The 17,334-nt window shown below is 40.3% G+C and carries 10 protein-coding genes; 8 read left to right on the top strand and 2 right to left on the bottom strand.

Annotated features, from left to right (window positions below; genetic code table 11):
- Positions 1 to 62: 62 nt before the first annotated feature.
- On the bottom strand, positions 63 to 2,666 hold the full coding sequence (locus B3600_RS10905) for a hypothetical protein (RefSeq protein ID WP_286752956.1): 2,604 nt from the start codon (positions 2,664 to 2,666) through the stop codon (positions 63 to 65).
- A 245-nt stretch (positions 2,667 to 2,911) separates the two neighbouring features.
- Here B3600_RS10905 and B3600_RS10910 point away from each other — a divergent pair, with 245 nt between their 5' ends.
- The 8 genes from B3600_RS10910 to B3600_RS10945 all read left to right on the top strand — a co-directional run bounded on the left by B3600_RS10910 (position 2,912) and on the right by B3600_RS10945 (position 16,482).
- Positions 2,912 to 4,780, top strand: coding sequence for an alpha-1,3-galactosidase-related protein (locus tag B3600_RS10910; RefSeq protein ID WP_286752957.1), 1,869 nt, complete (start codon positions 2,912 to 2,914; stop codon positions 4,778 to 4,780).
- Between the two features lie 36 nt (positions 4,781 to 4,816).
- Positions 4,817 to 6,418, top strand: a complete 1,602-nt coding sequence (locus B3600_RS10915; RefSeq protein ID WP_286752958.1) for a sulfatase — start codon at positions 4,817 to 4,819, stop codon at positions 6,416 to 6,418.
- 645 nt (positions 6,419 to 7,063) lie between these two features.
- Positions 7,064 to 7,654 carry an RNA polymerase sigma factor gene (locus tag B3600_RS10920; RefSeq protein WP_286752959.1) on the top strand — a complete coding sequence of 197 codons (591 nt, stop codon included), beginning with the start codon at positions 7,064 to 7,066 and terminating at the stop codon, positions 7,652 to 7,654.
- Between the two features lie 83 nt (positions 7,655 to 7,737).
- A complete protein-coding gene (locus B3600_RS10925; protein WP_286752960.1) occupies positions 7,738 to 8,754 on the top strand; it encodes a FecR family protein in 1,017 nt (338 codons plus the stop codon).
- Between the two features lie 24 nt (positions 8,755 to 8,778).
- Entirely contained in the window at positions 8,779 to 12,129 is a 3,351-nt protein-coding gene (locus B3600_RS10930) for a SusC/RagA family TonB-linked outer membrane protein (RefSeq protein ID WP_286752961.1), read from the top strand.
- A gap of 11 nt (positions 12,130 to 12,140) precedes the next feature.
- Positions 12,141 to 13,526, top strand: a complete 1,386-nt coding sequence (locus B3600_RS10935; RefSeq protein ID WP_286752962.1) for a RagB/SusD family nutrient uptake outer membrane protein — start codon at positions 12,141 to 12,143, stop codon at positions 13,524 to 13,526.
- Between the two features lie 27 nt (positions 13,527 to 13,553).
- On the top strand, positions 13,554 to 15,026 hold the full coding sequence (locus B3600_RS10940) for a TlpA disulfide reductase family protein (RefSeq protein ID WP_286752963.1): 1,473 nt from the start codon (positions 13,554 to 13,556) through the stop codon (positions 15,024 to 15,026).
- Between the two features lie 424 nt (positions 15,027 to 15,450).
- Entirely contained in the window at positions 15,451 to 16,482 is a 1,032-nt protein-coding gene (locus tag B3600_RS10945; protein WP_286752964.1) for an MBL fold metallo-hydrolase, read from the top strand.
- 2 nt (positions 16,483 to 16,484) lie between these two features.
- Here the strand turns inward: B3600_RS10945 and B3600_RS10950 are convergent, their stop codons facing one another.
- The gene (locus tag B3600_RS10950; protein ID WP_286752965.1) at positions 16,485 to 17,294 is read right to left on the bottom strand and encodes a helix-turn-helix domain-containing protein; all 810 of its coding nucleotides are present in this window, start codon (positions 17,292 to 17,294) and stop codon (positions 16,485 to 16,487) included.
- Between the last annotated feature and the right edge of the window lie 40 nt (positions 17,295 to 17,334).

Raw genomic sequence — 17,334 nt, forward strand, 5'->3', positions numbered from 1 at the left:
AGGTATCCAAAAACACTATTAACAACTGTATATCAACACATTAAAATTTTAAATATTTTTTCTTAATCTAGACAGTCTTTAAAACTTTTGGGGTAAGCTTCACCATATGAACGAGCGTAGATCTGACAGAAATTCTCATAGCACTGTAAGGCTAGGCTGTGATAGCCCAGCTGTAACAAGGAACGACATTTATGAACCATCGCCTCCTCATTGATTTCATCAAAATAGAATATCTTATTGCAGATCTCAATAATCAGTTCGGCATTATCCTGCACATTCAGATTTTCAATAAAATTGCCCAACGTTGTGAGCACCAGAATAGACATTTCACTTTTAAAATTATCGAGCCACTCATAGTTCACTTCGAAAAGGAAGCCTCCTTTGTCAATTATATCGAGTAATTCTCTAATTTCAGTTTCTGTAAAATATTTTTTATTGGATACCATCCTGCTGAAGCGGAGGTAATCGATATATACTGTATCCATTGGCTCAATGCACCAGTAACCACTTTTTTTGGTCACCCTAAAATCACCCAATTGCTCGAGTAAACTATTGAGCTTGGCGATGTTCACGGATCGATTATTACGCGCACTCGACTGGCTCTTATCGGACCAAAATAGCTCAGTCAACTTCTCTGAGCTAATTCCCCGCTCCCATCGTACGGTATAGAGAATAAAAATCAGCAGCATTTCTTTAAGCAATGGCGAAAACTTCTTTGTGATTTCTTTTCCACCAAGATCCACAATCTGTAAGTCGCCGCCGAAAAGGTAGATTCCGGCGCCATGTCGGGTTTCAAATCCCTTGGCCACTTTCTTGGGTTGCGGAAGATCTACCAATTGCCCGCTCTTATCTTGTTCAGTCTCCTTCAAGGGAGCTGCTTGTAGGTGCGGCTCTCCTATTTTATCGGTTTCTATGACGGAAATCGTTTGTTTTTTTTGCTTGCTTCTTTTTCGATACCACCAGATCAAGAGCGATAATCCCATTACAGCGAGGGCATAAAGGCTGTATTTAAGCAGCGCAGGCTTAGCCAAAGGCATTATACCCTGTTCAGACGGTAAAGGGGGGGCCAGCAAAGTATAAATCGTTGCCTTAGTCAGATCGGTCTTGTCATCATAAAACAAGGTAACTGCAACGAAGGACTTAGATTTCGGCGCATAATAGAGATCGGCAAAAGAACGGATGTCATGAAAATCGAAAGGTATAGTGCTCCCCAGAAACTGGTATTGTGTCCCTTTGAGGTTACTTGCCACCAATTGTAGATGCGTTTTAAACTTATTATTATGGAAAATCAATCCATAAAACAGTCCACTACTATCTTCAACGACCAGACTATTGGCCCATACCATATCGGCGAATGCAGATGAAAATTCGTAAATTTTTAGTGCTTTGCGGTGTTTAAAATCAAGCTTAAGAAAATCATTTGAAATGCGGGGATTCAACATTTGATCTCCTGTGGAACTGCCATAACCACCGGCCAGGTATACACCATCTTTTCCCTGCCCCATTCCCGCAAGATAATGCGGAAAAATTTCATCACCTGTAAAAGGAATGCTATCCCAAGATTGTGTGGGCAGATGATAACGCAATACGCCCGCTTTGTATTTAAAATGTCCATAGCCCCCGATCATATAGATACTCGTGTCGGACGAATTAAAATATTTGTTGAACAGCCAATAGTTTGTGCCTACAGCAGGAAAATCAAATTGTTTATTCCATGTTCGACTGATGGAATCATAAGCAGCAACGATTTTTTGGTCGATGGAGATATTCAGGACGTTCTTTTTGATCGGATCAAAAAGCGATTGGCTACCATTAACAAGCAAAAGCTTGCCATCCGCATATTCCTGCGAACGTAAGTCACTACCACCAATTTTACTGATCATTAAACGCTTATTTCCAACAAAAAACAGTGTTTCTTCATTTTTGTCAAAGGCCACACTAGCTTGCCCTTCCAGTGTAAAAGAAGACTGTGTTTTCCATTCCCTACGTTGCCGTTTGATCCAGATCGGATTGCCGATCTCGGCAACACTCTTTTTTTGTTCGTCTAAACTATTTGTTCCTGAAGACTCATCCAATGGCCAAGAGTATTTAAGTTTGCCATTGTCTGCAATTCGAATATCCTTTAAGCGCATGGGGGGAACATCCATTGTCTGGAAGTTTTTCATCCGATTAGCACCGAATACAAGCTTAAACTGCGGCGCGAGCTGTTTTTTTAGGCGATAGGAATACCAGGTCGTCCCGACCTCAAAGTAAAGCTCTTTTTTATCTATATCCAGTTCCAGCCGCATGGGTGTCCAGTTATAATACAACTGTAAGGGTTGGACATTGAACGATATAGGGGTAAAGTCCTCACCGACTACCAATTTAAAATGTTTGTCTTGATCAAGCCGTCGATCGTATATTAAATCGATATTGACACCGTCGTCCGTAACCAGTCGAAAGATATAACCAAAATAATCCTGTTGGAGCGGCAAAAAAGAAAGATCGAATGAAACGGACAGTGTATGTTGAAAAGAAATCGATTCTTTGTTACCGATCTGCAAGCTTGTCCGTTTATCAGCCTCCATATTATGACTGGAAAATTCTAACCCATATTGTGCTGATCCAATCTGACAGATTAGTATAAACAACAAAAACAGAAAAAGATGTCTTGATTTTTTCTTCACAATTTAGATTAAGCCTGATCTCAAAAATAGAAAATTTTAAATAGAAATCTAAAATTTCTGTAACTATTAGCTCAGCGGGCGTAGCGATCTTTTTCCTAGCACCAAGTTTCTTCTTGATCGTGTATTTTGGGCCCATTTGCGGGTAAAAACATGTTTCCAGATGCGTAAAAATATCGCTACGCTGACGGCTATAATTGGGATGTTAGGTGATATTAGCTATCTTCGACAAGTATAATCCTACAAGGATGAAAGCACAACATAAACCAATTCATTCTAATACAATCAACATGAATATCCTAAAATCTTATTTACTGATCCTTCTCATACCATTCCTGTGTTTTGAAAGCCTTGCGCAGTCCACCACTAAGACGATTGATCTTTCCACCTATGGTGTTGTCCCCAACACGGGCAACAACAGCACTGCATTGGTCAATAAGGCCATTCAGTCTATTCTCAGCAAGATTGGCAAGAAAGAACCTATTATTTTAAAATTCAAAAAGGGGCGCTATGACTTTCATCCAGAAGGAGCGCTAGTCCGCGAATACTACATTTCCAATCACGATCAGGACAACCCCAAGACGGTAGGCATGGCATTTGAAAATTGCGATAACATCACAATCGATGGACAGGGTTCAGATTTTATTTATCATGGCAGGATGCTGCCTGTTGCATTGATAGAAAACAAGAACTTAACGCTGAAAAATATCCACATCGATTTTGAGCGCCCTCAAATCTGCCAGGTTAAGATCCTACAAAATGATACCATCAACGGTACAATCACGTATCAGACTGCTCCCTGGGTAACTTACAAAATTAAGGACAGTATATTTTACAATACCGGTGAAGGTTGGGAACTAAAACCAACATCCGGTATTGCCTTTGAAGAAAAGACCAAGCGTATTGTTTATAATACGAGCGACATCCGTGTTGGCACCAGCAAAGTAGAGGAACTTTCTCCGGGCGTAATACAAGCTCAGCAATGGAAGAACAGCAAACTTATACCGGGCACTGTCGTTGCCATGCGCGCTGGATTTCGTCCCAACCCGGGCGTGTTTGTCCATAAAGGGAAAAATATACGACTAGAAAATATCTCCGTCCATTACGCCGAAGGCATGGGCTTGTTAGCTCAATTAACGGACAATATCACCTTAGAAGGTTTCCGAATTGCTCTTCGCAACGATCAGGATCGACGTTATTTTACAGCACAGGCTGATGCTACACATTTTTCGGGCTGCAAGGGAGTCATTGTATCGAAGAATGGGCTCTACGAAAATATGATGGATGATGCCATCAACATCCACGGCACTTACCTCAAGATCACCAAACGACTGGATGACAAAACTTTGATTGGCCGTTACATGCACGATCAATCCTACGGATTTGACTGGGGTTACAAAGGGGATACCGTCCAATTTATACGATCCAGCACCATGGAGCTCTGGGACCAAAAAAATAAGATCCAATCCATTAGCGTTTTACGCGAGAAAGCCTCAGAGCCAATCCGCGAATTCAAAATCACCTTAAGTACTGCTTTGGATCCAGCTATTGACCCAACAAAAATGGATATTGGCATCGAAAACCTCACATGGACTCCAGGTGTACTATTTAACGGCAATACCATTCGTCACAATAGAGCCCGGGGAGCTTTATTCAGTACGCCAAAAAAGACCCTGGTAGAAAACAACCTGTTTGATCATACTTCAGGTACCGCTATTCTCCTGTGTGGCGATGCCAATGGTTGGTATGAAACTGGCAGCTGCCACGATATTCGCATCCGAAAAAACACGTTTATCAATGCCTTGACCAATATGTTCCAATTTACCAATGCGATTATATCGATCTATCCAGAAATTCCTGATTTAAAAAATCAGCAGAAATACTTCCATAGCCATATCATCATCGAAGACAACCACTTTGAAACCTTCGATAAGCCTATTCTTTATGCCAAATCAGTCGATGGATTGGTATTCCGTAACAACCAAATCAAGACCAACAAGGAATATCCTGCATTTCATTGGAATAAAAAACCTATATTTTTTGAGCATGTCGCAAATAGTAGCGTTTCAAACAATACTGTAAATGGTAAACAAAGTGATTTACAAAGGTTGGATTAATAGTAAGACCCCATATTCAAACTATAAATTGTCCCTATGTTATTTTGCAAAAACAATTCATCACTCATCTTCACGGTTTTATTAAGCAGTCTGTGCGTGGGCAGCCAGGCCCAAACTGTCAACCGAACAAAAGTCAGGCAAAAGCCCCAATCGGCCTCTACAACAGAACGCCCCAATATTGTCGTGTTTTTTGTAGATGATCTTGGTTGGCAGGACATGTCCGAACCATTTTACAAGGTCAAAACACCAATCAACGAAAAGTTTCATACCCCCTATCTGGAAACATTGGCCAAAGATGCCATTAAATTTACCAATGCCTATGCGACCCCGGTGTGCACACCTTCCCGAGTGAGTTTTCTAACCGGTTTAAATGCAGCTCATCATCGTGTCACCAATTGGACCCATCCCAAGGCTGACACGCCAACAGATAGCAAAGATGAATTGTTGAATCCACCAGATTGGAATATCAACGGATTAAGTCCTGTACCCAATGTTCCACATACGGTATATGCCACTCCATTCCCAAGCATCCTCAAGGCCAATGGATACTATACCATTCATGTGGGTAAAGCCCACTGGGGGTCTGCTGGAACGCCTGGTGCCAGTCCTTTGAATTTGGGCTTTATGGTCAATATTGCAGGGCACTCTGCTGGACACCCACAAAACTATTATGGCGAGCAGAATTACGGTAATCTTCCTGGTAAAGCCAGCTATCAAGCCGTGCCTGATTTGATGGAGTATCATGGTACTTCAACATTCCTAACCGAAGCGCTGACTCGGGAAGCCCTCAAGGCACTCGAAGAACCTATACGCCGTAAAGAACCTTTTTTTCTTAATTTTTCCAACTATGCGGTGCATGTACCGATACAGCCTGATCCACGCTTTGTACAAAAATACATCGACCATGGCTTAGATTCAACTGAAGCTGCTTATGCCTCTCTGGTCGAAGGTTATGACAAAAGTATGGGTGATATCGTGCAATTTCTCAAAGACAAAAACCTCTACGATAACACCGTCATTATTTTCCTTAGCGACAATGGCGGACTTAGCCTTAGCCCGATGCGCACCGGACCAAGCCATACACAAAACCTACCATTAAAAGCCGGTAAAGGGTCGGTTTATGAAGGTGGAATCCGGGTTCCTCTACTGATCAAACAGGCCAAGCAACACCCTGCAAGCACAGATGCTACCCCTGTTATGGTCGAAGATCTCTTTCCAACGATTCTCAGCTTAGCCAAAATAGATCACTACCAGCTCGTACAGGAAAAACCAGATGGGAAAAATCTATTGCCATTAATGGAAGGCGATAGGTCCGACAATTGGAACAGCCGTCCATTGGTATGGAATATCCCCAACAAGTGGACCGTGCCAGACGGCCCCGGAATCAACTTTTTCTCGGCAATAAGACAAGGAGACTACAAGTTACTTTACGACATGAAAAATGGGAAACTTGAACTTTATAACTTGCAGCAAGATATCGGTGAGCTCAACAACCTTGCCCCCAAAATGAAGGAAAAAACCAGCGAACTCAGCAAATTACTCTCGGATCAACTCCGGACCTGGAAAGCACAGTTGCCAACCTACAAAGCTACAGGCCAGCAGATCCCTTATCCCGACCAAATTAAGCTAAGGGATTAAGGGGGCTGCTTGAATGATTTAAACAACGAAGCCCCGACAGTACATATCGGGGCTTTGCTGGTTTATCCTTTCCTCTGAGGATACGATTTAGCAAAATCTGTTGCTATTCTGACAACTATCCTTTTTTTTCTTTTTTTGCAGATTCAATCAGTTCACGCATTTCTAATTTAATGTAATCAACATTGGCAATTCTCCTTTAACTTTGGCAGCTATCCCTTATAGGATTAATTCAGTCAGCAACTGTTAGTTAAAAACTCACTACGAAGATCGGATTAATTTAAAGTACTGTTAATCATGCACGATAAAACCGAATTTTTTATTGGAACACACCTATAAAACAAGATAAATTTCAGCAGCAGCCCCAAAATAAATGTACTTTTGACTATTTATTCGAAAAATTGAAAGTCAATTCTATTTTAATTTTATTCAACCTAATTTTGAGCTAATTATAAACTAAAGACCGATTTTCCTTAAATATAAACCGTAATAAATAGGTCAAATTTTTAATGAATTTCAAAAAATTAAACATAAAATATAAAAAATACTTACGAATATTGACCTTCTTTAATAAAATATGTATTATTGAAAAAAGTTATATTCCTCGACCCTACTCATCAAAGGAACTTAACTTCACACTATCATATCATGAAAAACGACAAATATCCAACTCATAATGATGTAAGCTTATTAGCTAGGCTCCGAGAAGGCGATTTAGAAGCTTTCAATATCTTATATGATAAATATTGGTCCACGCTATTAAATGAATCCTACAAACGCTTGGAAGACCTCGCTTCCTGTGAAGAGATTGTTCAAGATGTATTTATTGATCTTTGGGAGCACTCTTCCACTAGAGAGATTCGCAATCTAGAGGCCTATCTCATGAGCTGCATGAAATACAAAGTCTTCGAAACCTACAGGAAAAACAAACGCAGGAATACGCTCTTTGAAGTAAATAAGCAATTCTACGATGATCATGAAGCTGTAGAGGGGGATCAGTATGGCGATAAGGATTTAAAATCACTAATAGAGCAATGGATCGCCAATCTTCCACACAAAAGGCAAGAAATTTTTAAAATGAGATACTTAGACGGACTTACCACAAAAGAAATTAGTGATCTGACAGAAACTTCCCAAAATACAGTCCAAAATCATCTCGGAGTATCAATTCAAAAACTAAAAAAACTAGTTATCCAGCATTTCTTGACACTACTTTTAATTTTATACAGCTGTAAATAAGCTAATTAAAAATAATTATCAATTTAGACTAGTACATTTTTCTCTCTCAGGGGCACTATTTAAGTGAACATTGTACTAATCATATGCAATATCCTAACCAAGAGCTTGAAAAGCTAATTGACAAATACTTAAAGGGCGAAGCCAATTCGGAAGAAATAGACATCGTAGAACGTTTTTTCGACTCATTTTCATCCCGGCCGAATGTACTCAAAACACTACCAGAACATGTGCAGAAAGCACTTAAGGAACGAATTCATAGCCGGATTCTAAGTAGACTGACTCCTAAGAAACAGAAAAAATTAAATTTTGTCAGGATTGCAGCTGCGGCAGCTGTTCTCTGTATCGCCCTGGCTTCTCTTTATCTATACAAAATTAAGCAACCAAACAATCAAGAAATTACGCTAACAAATGGACAAACGCGTCAAATTATTCTAGAAGATGGCACCAAAGTTACGCTAAACGCTTCGAGCAAAATAATCTTTCCCAGCTCATTCAAAGACTCGGACACACGTGAAGTTACATTAATCGGAGAAGCATTTTTTGATGTCACAAAAAATCCGTCCAAGCCCTTCCTTATCCATACACCAAGAATGGAAATTAGCGTATTGGGCACCGCCTTTAATGTACGCGATTATGCTGAAGAAAATAATGCCGAAACAGCTTTAGTACGTGGTAAAGTGTCGATTTGGAAAAAAGGAATAGACGATCAGAAATTTATATTAAAACCCAAAGAAAAGTTTGTGATCAGAAAAGTACATGAAGCTGAGAAAGAATTTCCTTCTACAATGACGCAAACTGTATCTCCTCCTATGACAATAGCGATTCAGCCATTCTCCATCTCTGAAAAAGATGGATCTGCTTTAGAAACTGAATGGTTATTAAATCGGATTACCATACAAGATGATAGATTACTTGATATCGCCTTAAAATTGGAACGCATGTATGGGGTGGAGATTAAAATTACAAACAAAGCCGTTGCTAACCTGCGCTATTCAGCAACATTCGAAAACGAACAACTAGAAAATATCCTAAAAGCATTACAAACTGTCAATTACTTTCAAATAAAAAAAACGGGGAAAAATCAATTACAACTATTTTAAAAACAATCAACCTACATAACTCACATGAACAAAACAAAACCCAAATTTAGAAAAGAGTCGAGACTGGCCTTACTGCTCGTTTGTTTAAGCGCCATGCATGTACAGAGTTTCGCCTATTCTCAAACTGAAAAAATTGATGTCTCCATTCAAGGTGGAAAGCTTGAAGATGTCTTTCAAACAATCAATGACAAGAGCAAATACAAAATGTTCTTTAGCAAAGCGACCTTGCCCAATGCCACGGTCAATATTGTAGAAAAGAAAATCAGTGTAAAAGATATACTTTCCCGATCTTTGGAAGGAAGCAACCTAACATGGGAGATATTGGACAACAATATTATCGCTGTAAAAGAAAAAAAACAGAATCAGCAACACATTGCGGGGCAAGTAGTCAATGAAAATGGAATGCCTTTGGCGGGCGTGTCTGTTATTATAAAAGACTGGCAGAAAAAAGAATACAGCAATATGCAAACGAGTACCGCAACGGATGTCAATGGGCAATGGGGACTGCGTATTCCAAATGATGATGTTATTATTACTTTTTCTTTTATAGGGTATCAAAAGATTGATATCCCAGCCAAACAACTGATGGCTAATCCTACCCCAATCAAGCTTAAACCTGAAGAAGGTAGTTTGGAAGAAGTAGTTGTCATTGGCTATGGTACAACAACACGTCGATTGAACACAGGTTCTGTTGCTTCAATAACAGCAAAAGAAATCGCTTCCCAACCTGTAAGTAACCCGCTTGCCGCACTATCTGGGAGAATGTCTGGTGTATTGATCGCTCAAAACAATGGCGTACCCGGAAGTGCCGTTCAGATTCAGATCAGAAATCAGGCATCATTAAGTGGCACAACTTCAGGTTCAATACCGCTATACGTGGTTAATGGAGTTCCCTTTACCAATTTTAACGGCGGACAACCTGCTACAGATAACCTTAATTCATTTGGTATTTCAGCTTCTTCTGGCGGTTTAAGCCCCTTCAGTATGATTAATCCGGCCGACATTGAACGTATTGATGTTTTGAAAGATGCCGATGCTACAGCTATCTATGGTAGCCGGGGCGCAAATGGTGTCGTATTGATCACCACAAAAAAAGGATCAGCAGGTCGTACTCGCATTGGTGTCAACTTTAACACCGGATTTACCGAGGTCAACCATTTTATCCCCATGTTGAATCTAGAAGAATATCTCACTTTAAGAAAAGAGGCATTTGCTAATGCTGGAGTTACACCTACAGCCGATAACGCTCCAGATCTTATGTTATGGGATCAGAACAAATCAACAGATTGGCAAAAAATGCTAATCGGAAATAAAGGACATATAACCGACGTCCAAGCGAATATGTCTGGTGGAAACGAGTCTACTCGCTTTTTCTTTAATTCGGGCTATCGACGCGAGAGTACCGTATTTTATGGTGATAGCAAAAATAGCCGGTTTACCTCCCGCTTAAATCTGGATCATACCTCTTCTGACAAAAAATTCAATGCAGCTCTATCTGTTAGCTATGCCAACGACAATTCGGATATGCCTTCCTCAGATGTTACCTCACTCTACAATTTGGCTCCCAATTATCCAATTTATGGTGACAACGGAAAATACTATTGGTTACCGTCATCAGCATTTATTGATAACCCAATCGCCTTGCTCGAACGGAAATACTTTGGCAATACCAATAACCTGATTTCAAATGCCAACCTGAGCTATAAAATCATACCAGGATTAACCGCAAAAGCAAATTTTGGTTACACCATTACCCAATTGAATCAAAATAATCAACGGCCAATTACATCCCAAAACAATACAGTTGCAAATCCGCTTGGTTCATCCAGTTTCTCCAACACAAAGGCCGAAAATTGGATTATTGAACCGACATTGGATTATGTAAAAAGTATCGGCGATGGTAAATTAACGGCATTAATCGGTACAAGTTTTCAACAGAACTCTTCGCGTTCGCAGACAACCAACGGTTCCAATTATTCAAACGATGCACTGTTAGGTTCGCTCAGTGCGGCAGGATTATTTACAGCCAGCAACAACCTCGTATATTACAAATACAATGCTGTATTCGGAAAAGTAAATTACGACTGGAAAGAGAAATATTTGTTTAATGGAACCTTCAGAAGAGATGGCTCATCTCGTTTTGGACCTAAAAACCGATTCGGAAATTTTGGAGCTGTAGGGCTAGGGTGGGTTTTTGGAAAAGAAGATTTTGTACAGGATAATCTATCCTTTTTAAGTTTTGGTAAATTGAGAGCGAGCTACGGAACAACTGGAAATGATCAAATTTCAAATTACCTTTATCTTCCACTTTACTCTTCGGCAACGGCTTATCTAAATAATCCTTCCATGAATATTGGAACGCTTCCGAATGAATACATTAAATGGGAAACGACAAAAAAATTGGAGTTTGCACTCGACCTAGGCTTTTTGAAAGATCGAATCTTATTTACAGGAAACTTTTTCAGAAATCGTTCTTCAGATCAAATAACCGATTTGGTCTTAAGTACCCAAACAGGCTACAATAGCTACAAAGAAAACCTACCGGCATTGATCCAAAATTCAGGTTTGGAATTGGAGCTAAATACCACCAATGTGACGAATGAAAATTTTACATGGAAGACCTCGGCGAACTTCACATTTTATAAAAACAAGCTTGTCGAATTCCCGGGAATTGAAAACACATTTTATGCAAGTAGCTTTCTAGTCGGTGAACCACTTAATATGGTCCGTTTATATCACTATCAAGGTGTAGACCCAGCTACAGGACGAGCTTTATACGAAGATCGCAATGGTGATGGGGCTATTACAGTCGATGATCGCTATGTTGCCGACTTAGGCACGCCTTTCTATGGTGGATTTAATAATACATTTTCCTACAAAGGCTTCGAGCTCGGTGTATTTTTTCAATTTAACCACCGATTTGGTGTAACCAAAATACTCAACACAAGACCAGGTGCGTTGGTCAACCAAAACGATTACTGGTTGGACAGATGGACACCAAATAACAGCAATACCAATATCCCGGGAGCAATTATCCCAACGATACCTGCCTCTTCAGCTGACGGCGTTGCATTAAGCAATTCCTATAACCAATATACCAATTCCGATGCGGTGTATGGGGATGCTTCCTATATTAAATTGAGGTCTGTCAATTTATCTTACAACTTGCCCAAAAGCTGGACTTCGAGATTAAAAATGTCCAATTGTAATGTATTTATGCAAGGGCAAAATCTCTTTACATGGGCCAGGAACAAATATGTCCTGGATACCGAAACGACCGTTCAAGGTGGTCCATCTGGTTTAGGAACGGGAACGATTGCCCAGGTATTGCCTCCTTTACGTACGATTGTATTTGGATTTAACTGTCAATTTTAAAACTCGAGATCATGAAATTAAACATCAATAAAAATATACTATTATTAGCAATTACCAGCGGAACTCTTCTTGCAAGTTCTTGCGAAAAATTTGTGGAGCTGGGTGCTCCACCAACACAGGTCCTTGCGAGCGAAGCATTCGCTACAGATGCTTCGGCAAATAGCGTTATACGAGGCTTGTATACCACAACATTATCCATCAATCTCGCTGGAATTTCAACGTTCTATACAGGGCTTGCTGCCGATGACCTTCAATACAATGCTGCCGATCCGAATACATCAGAATTCGCAAGTAATAACATACTGAATACGAACGGAAATGTCGCTAATTTCTGGTCAAATTGCTACCAACTTATTAAGAACGCAAACAATGCGATATCGGGTCTCGAAACATCAACTACGCTTACTCCAACAGTAAAAGATCAACTTTTGGGCGAAGCTAAATTTTTCAGGGCATACGCGTATTTTTATCTCACCAATCTTTACGGCGATGTGCCTTTACAATTACGCGACGACCTGCACGCTTTTGAAGACGCAACGCTTTCACGAACTCCTGTACAACAAGTTTATGACCAGATTATTGCGGATCTCAAAGATGCCGAAAGCAAGATGGCGACAACCTATGATGCAACTGCCAGTCCAAGAGGGCGTGCTAATAAGGCTGCTGCCAGCGCACTATTGGCTAGGGTATATCTTTACCAGAATGATTACCAAAATGCAGAATCTTATGCGACCAAAGTACTGCAATCCTCTGATTATGGAATGCCTACACCAGATAAAAACTTTGTAAACTCAAGTAATGAGGTTATTCTTCAACTTGGTAACCAAAGTGGCGTAACAACATTTGGTTCCAACTACATTACCGCAGCTACAGCCACACCTGGCTACACGTTGCCAGACGCTGTATACAACAGCTTTGAGACTTCTCCAACCATTGACTTAAGAAAGGTAAATTGGACAAGTCCAAAGACGGTCTCAAACAAAATCTATTATGCCATAACCAAATATAAAGTATCCTCAGGAACAGGATCCGAATACCATATTATGCTGCGTTTAGCAGAGCAGTATCTTATTCGTGCCGAAGCAAGAGCCAATCTTGGAAAACTTGCCGAATCCCGAATGGATGTGGATGCCGTTCGTACGCGTGCTGGACTTGCAGGGCTTAATGCAAGCTTAAACCAAACACAATTATTGTCTGCAATTGAAACGGAACGCCTACACGAATTTTTCGGTGAGTTCGGCCACCGCTGGCTCGATCTCAAGCGAACCAATCGTGCTACCGCGGTACTTTCTCCAATCAAATCAAACTGGCAAGCAACAGATGTCCTATTCCCGATTCCACAAACTCAGATTTTGATCAATAGGAACTTGACACAAAATCCTGGATACGATGATTAATGAATTTAAAAATTATAAAAATAAAAAATGAAAACAAACATCTTAACAGCGGCTTTTGCACTTTCGCTAACAGCAGTGTTCGCACAACAGCCAGCAAAAAACAAATACCAACAATACCTCCCAATTATAGAAAAAGGTACGTTGGTACAAAAAGATTCGCTTGCTAAAGTATTAACGAACGAATTAAAGACTTATAAATCAGAAGAAGACTACCGTACGGCAATCAACGTTTTGCGTTCTTTAGGCAAAGAAGATCTACAGGCATCAGTAGAAGCACTGGCCAAGAAAAAATATCCAAAAGGATCCCTAACCCGTGATGCATTTATCACAGATGTTTTTTACAATGCAAGTACATCAGTAGAAAAAGAAAAAGCGTACAACGACCTTATCAAAAAATGGCCAGTTAAAAACTTCAACGAAGAATCACTGACTTATGATTATGCATTGGGAAATTTGGCGCAAAGTTTTGCCAACGACGGAAATGCACAAAAAGCAGTCTATTATCTTGGCGAAATGAAAGAGCGGTTCTGGCGCGGAAATGGATATATTCCTGTTGGTCAAATCCTCTTGAGAGCCGGTGATACAACCACTGCCGCACCACTCCTAAAAACCGCTATGGACGATAGTTATTATTATTTAACCCTTCCAGAAAACCAAAAAGATAATAAAGCTCGGTTCGCAGCCATGGGCTATGCAAGTTCCATGTCGGCTTATGTCAACATACTTGTTGCACAGAAAAAATATGCTGAAGCACTGGGCTATATAGAAAATGCATTAAAAGCAGCACCAGAGCAAGCGGATGGTCTTGCAACGGTATACTACAAATCTTTAATGGGTACAGGAAGAAATCTTGAGGCCTATAATATTCTGACCAAACTATATGCGAAAGGACAGTTTGCTGTCGAAGATGACCTCAAAAAGCTATACACTGAATTAAACGGATCTGCTCAAGGTTATGAGAATTTTAATGCTTCCTTGAAAACGGAGCTAACGCAAAACATTCGCAATCATATCAAAGAAATGGCAACTTTTAAACCAGCACCTAATTTTGAATTACTTAATCTTAAAGGTGAAAAAGTATCCTTAGCCAGTTTAAAAGGAAAAGTTGTGGTATTGGATTTTTGGGCAACCTGGTGTCAACCTTGCGTACGCTCATTTCCAGGAATGAAGGCAGCTCAAGAATCTTATGCAAATGATAAGGAGGTACAATTCTTATTCATGAATACCTGGGAGCGCGACAAGAATTATAAAGAAAATGTAGTATCCTTTATCACAAAAAATAACTATCCTTTTGAAGTTCTCTATGATGATCAAAAAGATCCGCAAACGGGAGAAGTCATGGCCGCTAAATTCGGCGTCAAAGGAATTCCAGCAAAATTTATTATTGATAAAGAAGGCAATATACGTTACTTTCTTACAGGATCTACTCCAAATGTAGACTATATCAAATTAGAGATGAAAGAGCTCATCGAAGCTGCTAAAAAACCTTACAAAGGATAAAAAAGAGGGCTGTCCAAAAAGTTTGGACAGCCTCTTTTTCATGCGATTTCATACCTTTTCCCCCTATAGCTTCTTTTCAGCTATTCTATTCTCAAAGAGTTTGACTTGAATTCTTGGACACCTTCTTTTTTCCAATCCTGCCAATTCATAAGCTTAGAATTCAGTATTGTCTTAAATTACACTATTCTGAATGCCTTATAGAGTTTAAAATCTTTCTCCAATATAGATCAGATGAAGTAACCAAAATGAGCCATACAGCATATAAATTTGAGCCATCAGCAAAAATAGATCTGTCTCAGCAGTCTTATCTTTGTTGCCATACAACAAGCAGATGACAACAAGAAACAACAGAACAAGGTGGCTTCGATTTATAAAAAGAACAATCTTAGGACTAACTGTTCTCATCGCTTTCATCGGACTATATATGATGCATCCACTATTTGGCAAAAGACCCTCGGGCAAAAGATTTCAACGTATACAGTTATCCAAGCAATATCGGGATGGTAAATTTCAGAATAGCAGCCCTACACCACAGCTTACACAACCCTGGACCGTGGCCCTATACGATTACTTTTTTAAGCGATCGAACGAAACAAGTCCCAGGCACAATATACCAACAATGCCCGTCGATTGGGAGAAGTTGTTAAGTCAGTCTCATGGGCTCGTTTGGTTTGGTCATTCTTCCTATTTTCTTCGTCTCGACGGTAAGAACATACTCGTCGATCCAGTCCTTAGCGGCAGTGCTTCCCCAATTCCAGGCAGTGTAAAAGCCTTTAAAGGAGCCGATGTCACTACCGTAGCGGCATTACCGCCGATTGACTTTTTATTTATATCACATGACCACTACGATCATATGGACTACAAGACGCTCAAAGCACTTCAACCTCGGGTCGGAAAAGTCATTGTTGGTCTTGGTGTCGGTTCCCATCTTGAATATTGGGGATATCGTCCTGAACAGATCATCGAAAAAGACTGGTGGGATCAGGTAAACTTGGGTGGTGGTTTCGAGGTAACGGTCACCCCGGCAAGACATTTTTCGGGTCGCAGCATCTTTACGGCCAATACCTTATGGGCCTCCTACGTTCTCCAGACACCTTCAATGAAACTCTATTTAGGAGGGGATAGCGGCTATGACAGCCACTTCAAAGAAATTGGCAATCAATTGGGTCCTTTTGATCTCGCTATATTGGAAAATGGCCAATATGACCTCAGTTGGAAACACATACACATGATGCCGGAGGAGGTTATCCAAGCAGCACACGATCTCAAAGCTTCCTTGCTTTTCCCCGTTCATTCATCCAAGTTTGTATTGGCCAATCATGCCTGGAATGAACCTTTAGAACGTATTTCCAAGGAAGCAACACAACAACAACAGCCCTTACTCACTCCCCTGATCGGTCAGGTCATCGACCTGGATCAACCCCCTTTAACAGCCAGTTATTGGTGGCGGAAATAATTTTAAGCGACCGAATTGATGGTCGCTGGCGTTATCCCAAACTTCTCCTTGAAAGAGGCATAAAAATGAGAAAGGTTTTCAAAGCCCAGATCAAGATAAAAATCAGAGGGCTTTTGACGCTTATTCTCAATTAGATAATAGGCCTCAGAAAGGCGTCTTTCCTGCAGCCATTTTCGGGGCGATGTTTGGAATATTTTCTCAAAATCGCGTTTAAAACTCGCTAAACTCCTTCCCGTCAACTTGGCAAAGTTTTCTAAAGGTACATTGTACCGATAATTCTTGACCATAAACTGCTCAAGATCGATTTTGTGCGGTTCCGAAAAGTCAAACAGTAGGTCTTTCAGCAGCGGGTAGCTCTCCAACAACAAGGTAATCAATTCATAGATCTTGATATTTTCCATCTGCGGACTTACACGGTCGATCGCTTCGGCATAGGGCGCCAATGACTCGAAATAACTTCTTATAAACAGGTTACTTTCCAACACAACATTGGACTCACCCTGATATTTTTTTTCCGAACTGAGGTGATGATCCATCGCATATTGCTTCAGCCGATCCGCTTGCAACAAGACGGAAACAGATTTATAGACATTATTTTCTGCGGGATATTTAAAAGCTTTGGCCAATTGATTTCTACGGGCAACCACAATTTGCCCCTCTGTTGCCACCAATTTTCCTTTTTGATGATCCAGGTGCGTTTCGCCGGACATCTGGAAAAAGACCACATGTTCGGAAATAAACTGTTCATGCCCAAATGCTTTCTCGACATAACAGGAATACAAAAAGGCATTCCCAAAATCTCTCTCTTCCATGCTCAATACGATTTATTTTAAACAGCTATGCAACGGTGAA

It is taken from the genome of Sphingobacterium sp. UBA2480, assembly GCF_002341965.1.
Classification (GTDB): domain Bacteria; phylum Bacteroidota; class Bacteroidia; order Sphingobacteriales; family Sphingobacteriaceae; genus Sphingobacterium; species Sphingobacterium multivorum.

Excerpts from the sequence above, each read along its gene's own strand:
- B3600_RS10910 (WP_286752957.1), top strand. The coding sequence starts at position 2,912 with ATGAAAGCACAACATAAACCAATTCATTCTAATACAATCAACATGAAT.
- B3600_RS10915 (WP_286752958.1), top strand. The coding sequence starts at position 4,817 with ATGTTATTTTGCAAAAACAATTCATCACTCATCTTCACGGTTTTATTA.
- B3600_RS10920 (WP_286752959.1), top strand. The coding sequence starts at position 7,064 with ATGAAAAACGACAAATATCCAACTCATAATGATGTAAGCTTATTAGCT.
- B3600_RS10925 (WP_286752960.1), top strand. The coding sequence starts at position 7,738 with ATGCAATATCCTAACCAAGAGCTTGAAAAGCTAATTGACAAATACTTA.
- B3600_RS10930 (WP_286752961.1), top strand. The coding sequence starts at position 8,779 with ATGAACAAAACAAAACCCAAATTTAGAAAAGAGTCGAGACTGGCCTTA.
- B3600_RS10935 (WP_286752962.1), top strand. The coding sequence starts at position 12,141 with ATGAAATTAAACATCAATAAAAATATACTATTATTAGCAATTACCAGC.
- B3600_RS10940 (WP_286752963.1), top strand. The coding sequence starts at position 13,554 with ATGAAAACAAACATCTTAACAGCGGCTTTTGCACTTTCGCTAACAGCA.
- B3600_RS10945 (WP_286752964.1), top strand. The coding sequence starts at position 15,451 with ATGATGCATCCACTATTTGGCAAAAGACCCTCGGGCAAAAGATTTCAA.
- B3600_RS10950 (WP_286752965.1), bottom strand. The coding sequence starts at position 17,294 with ATGGAAGAGAGAGATTTTGGGAATGCCTTTTTGTATTCCTGTTATGTC.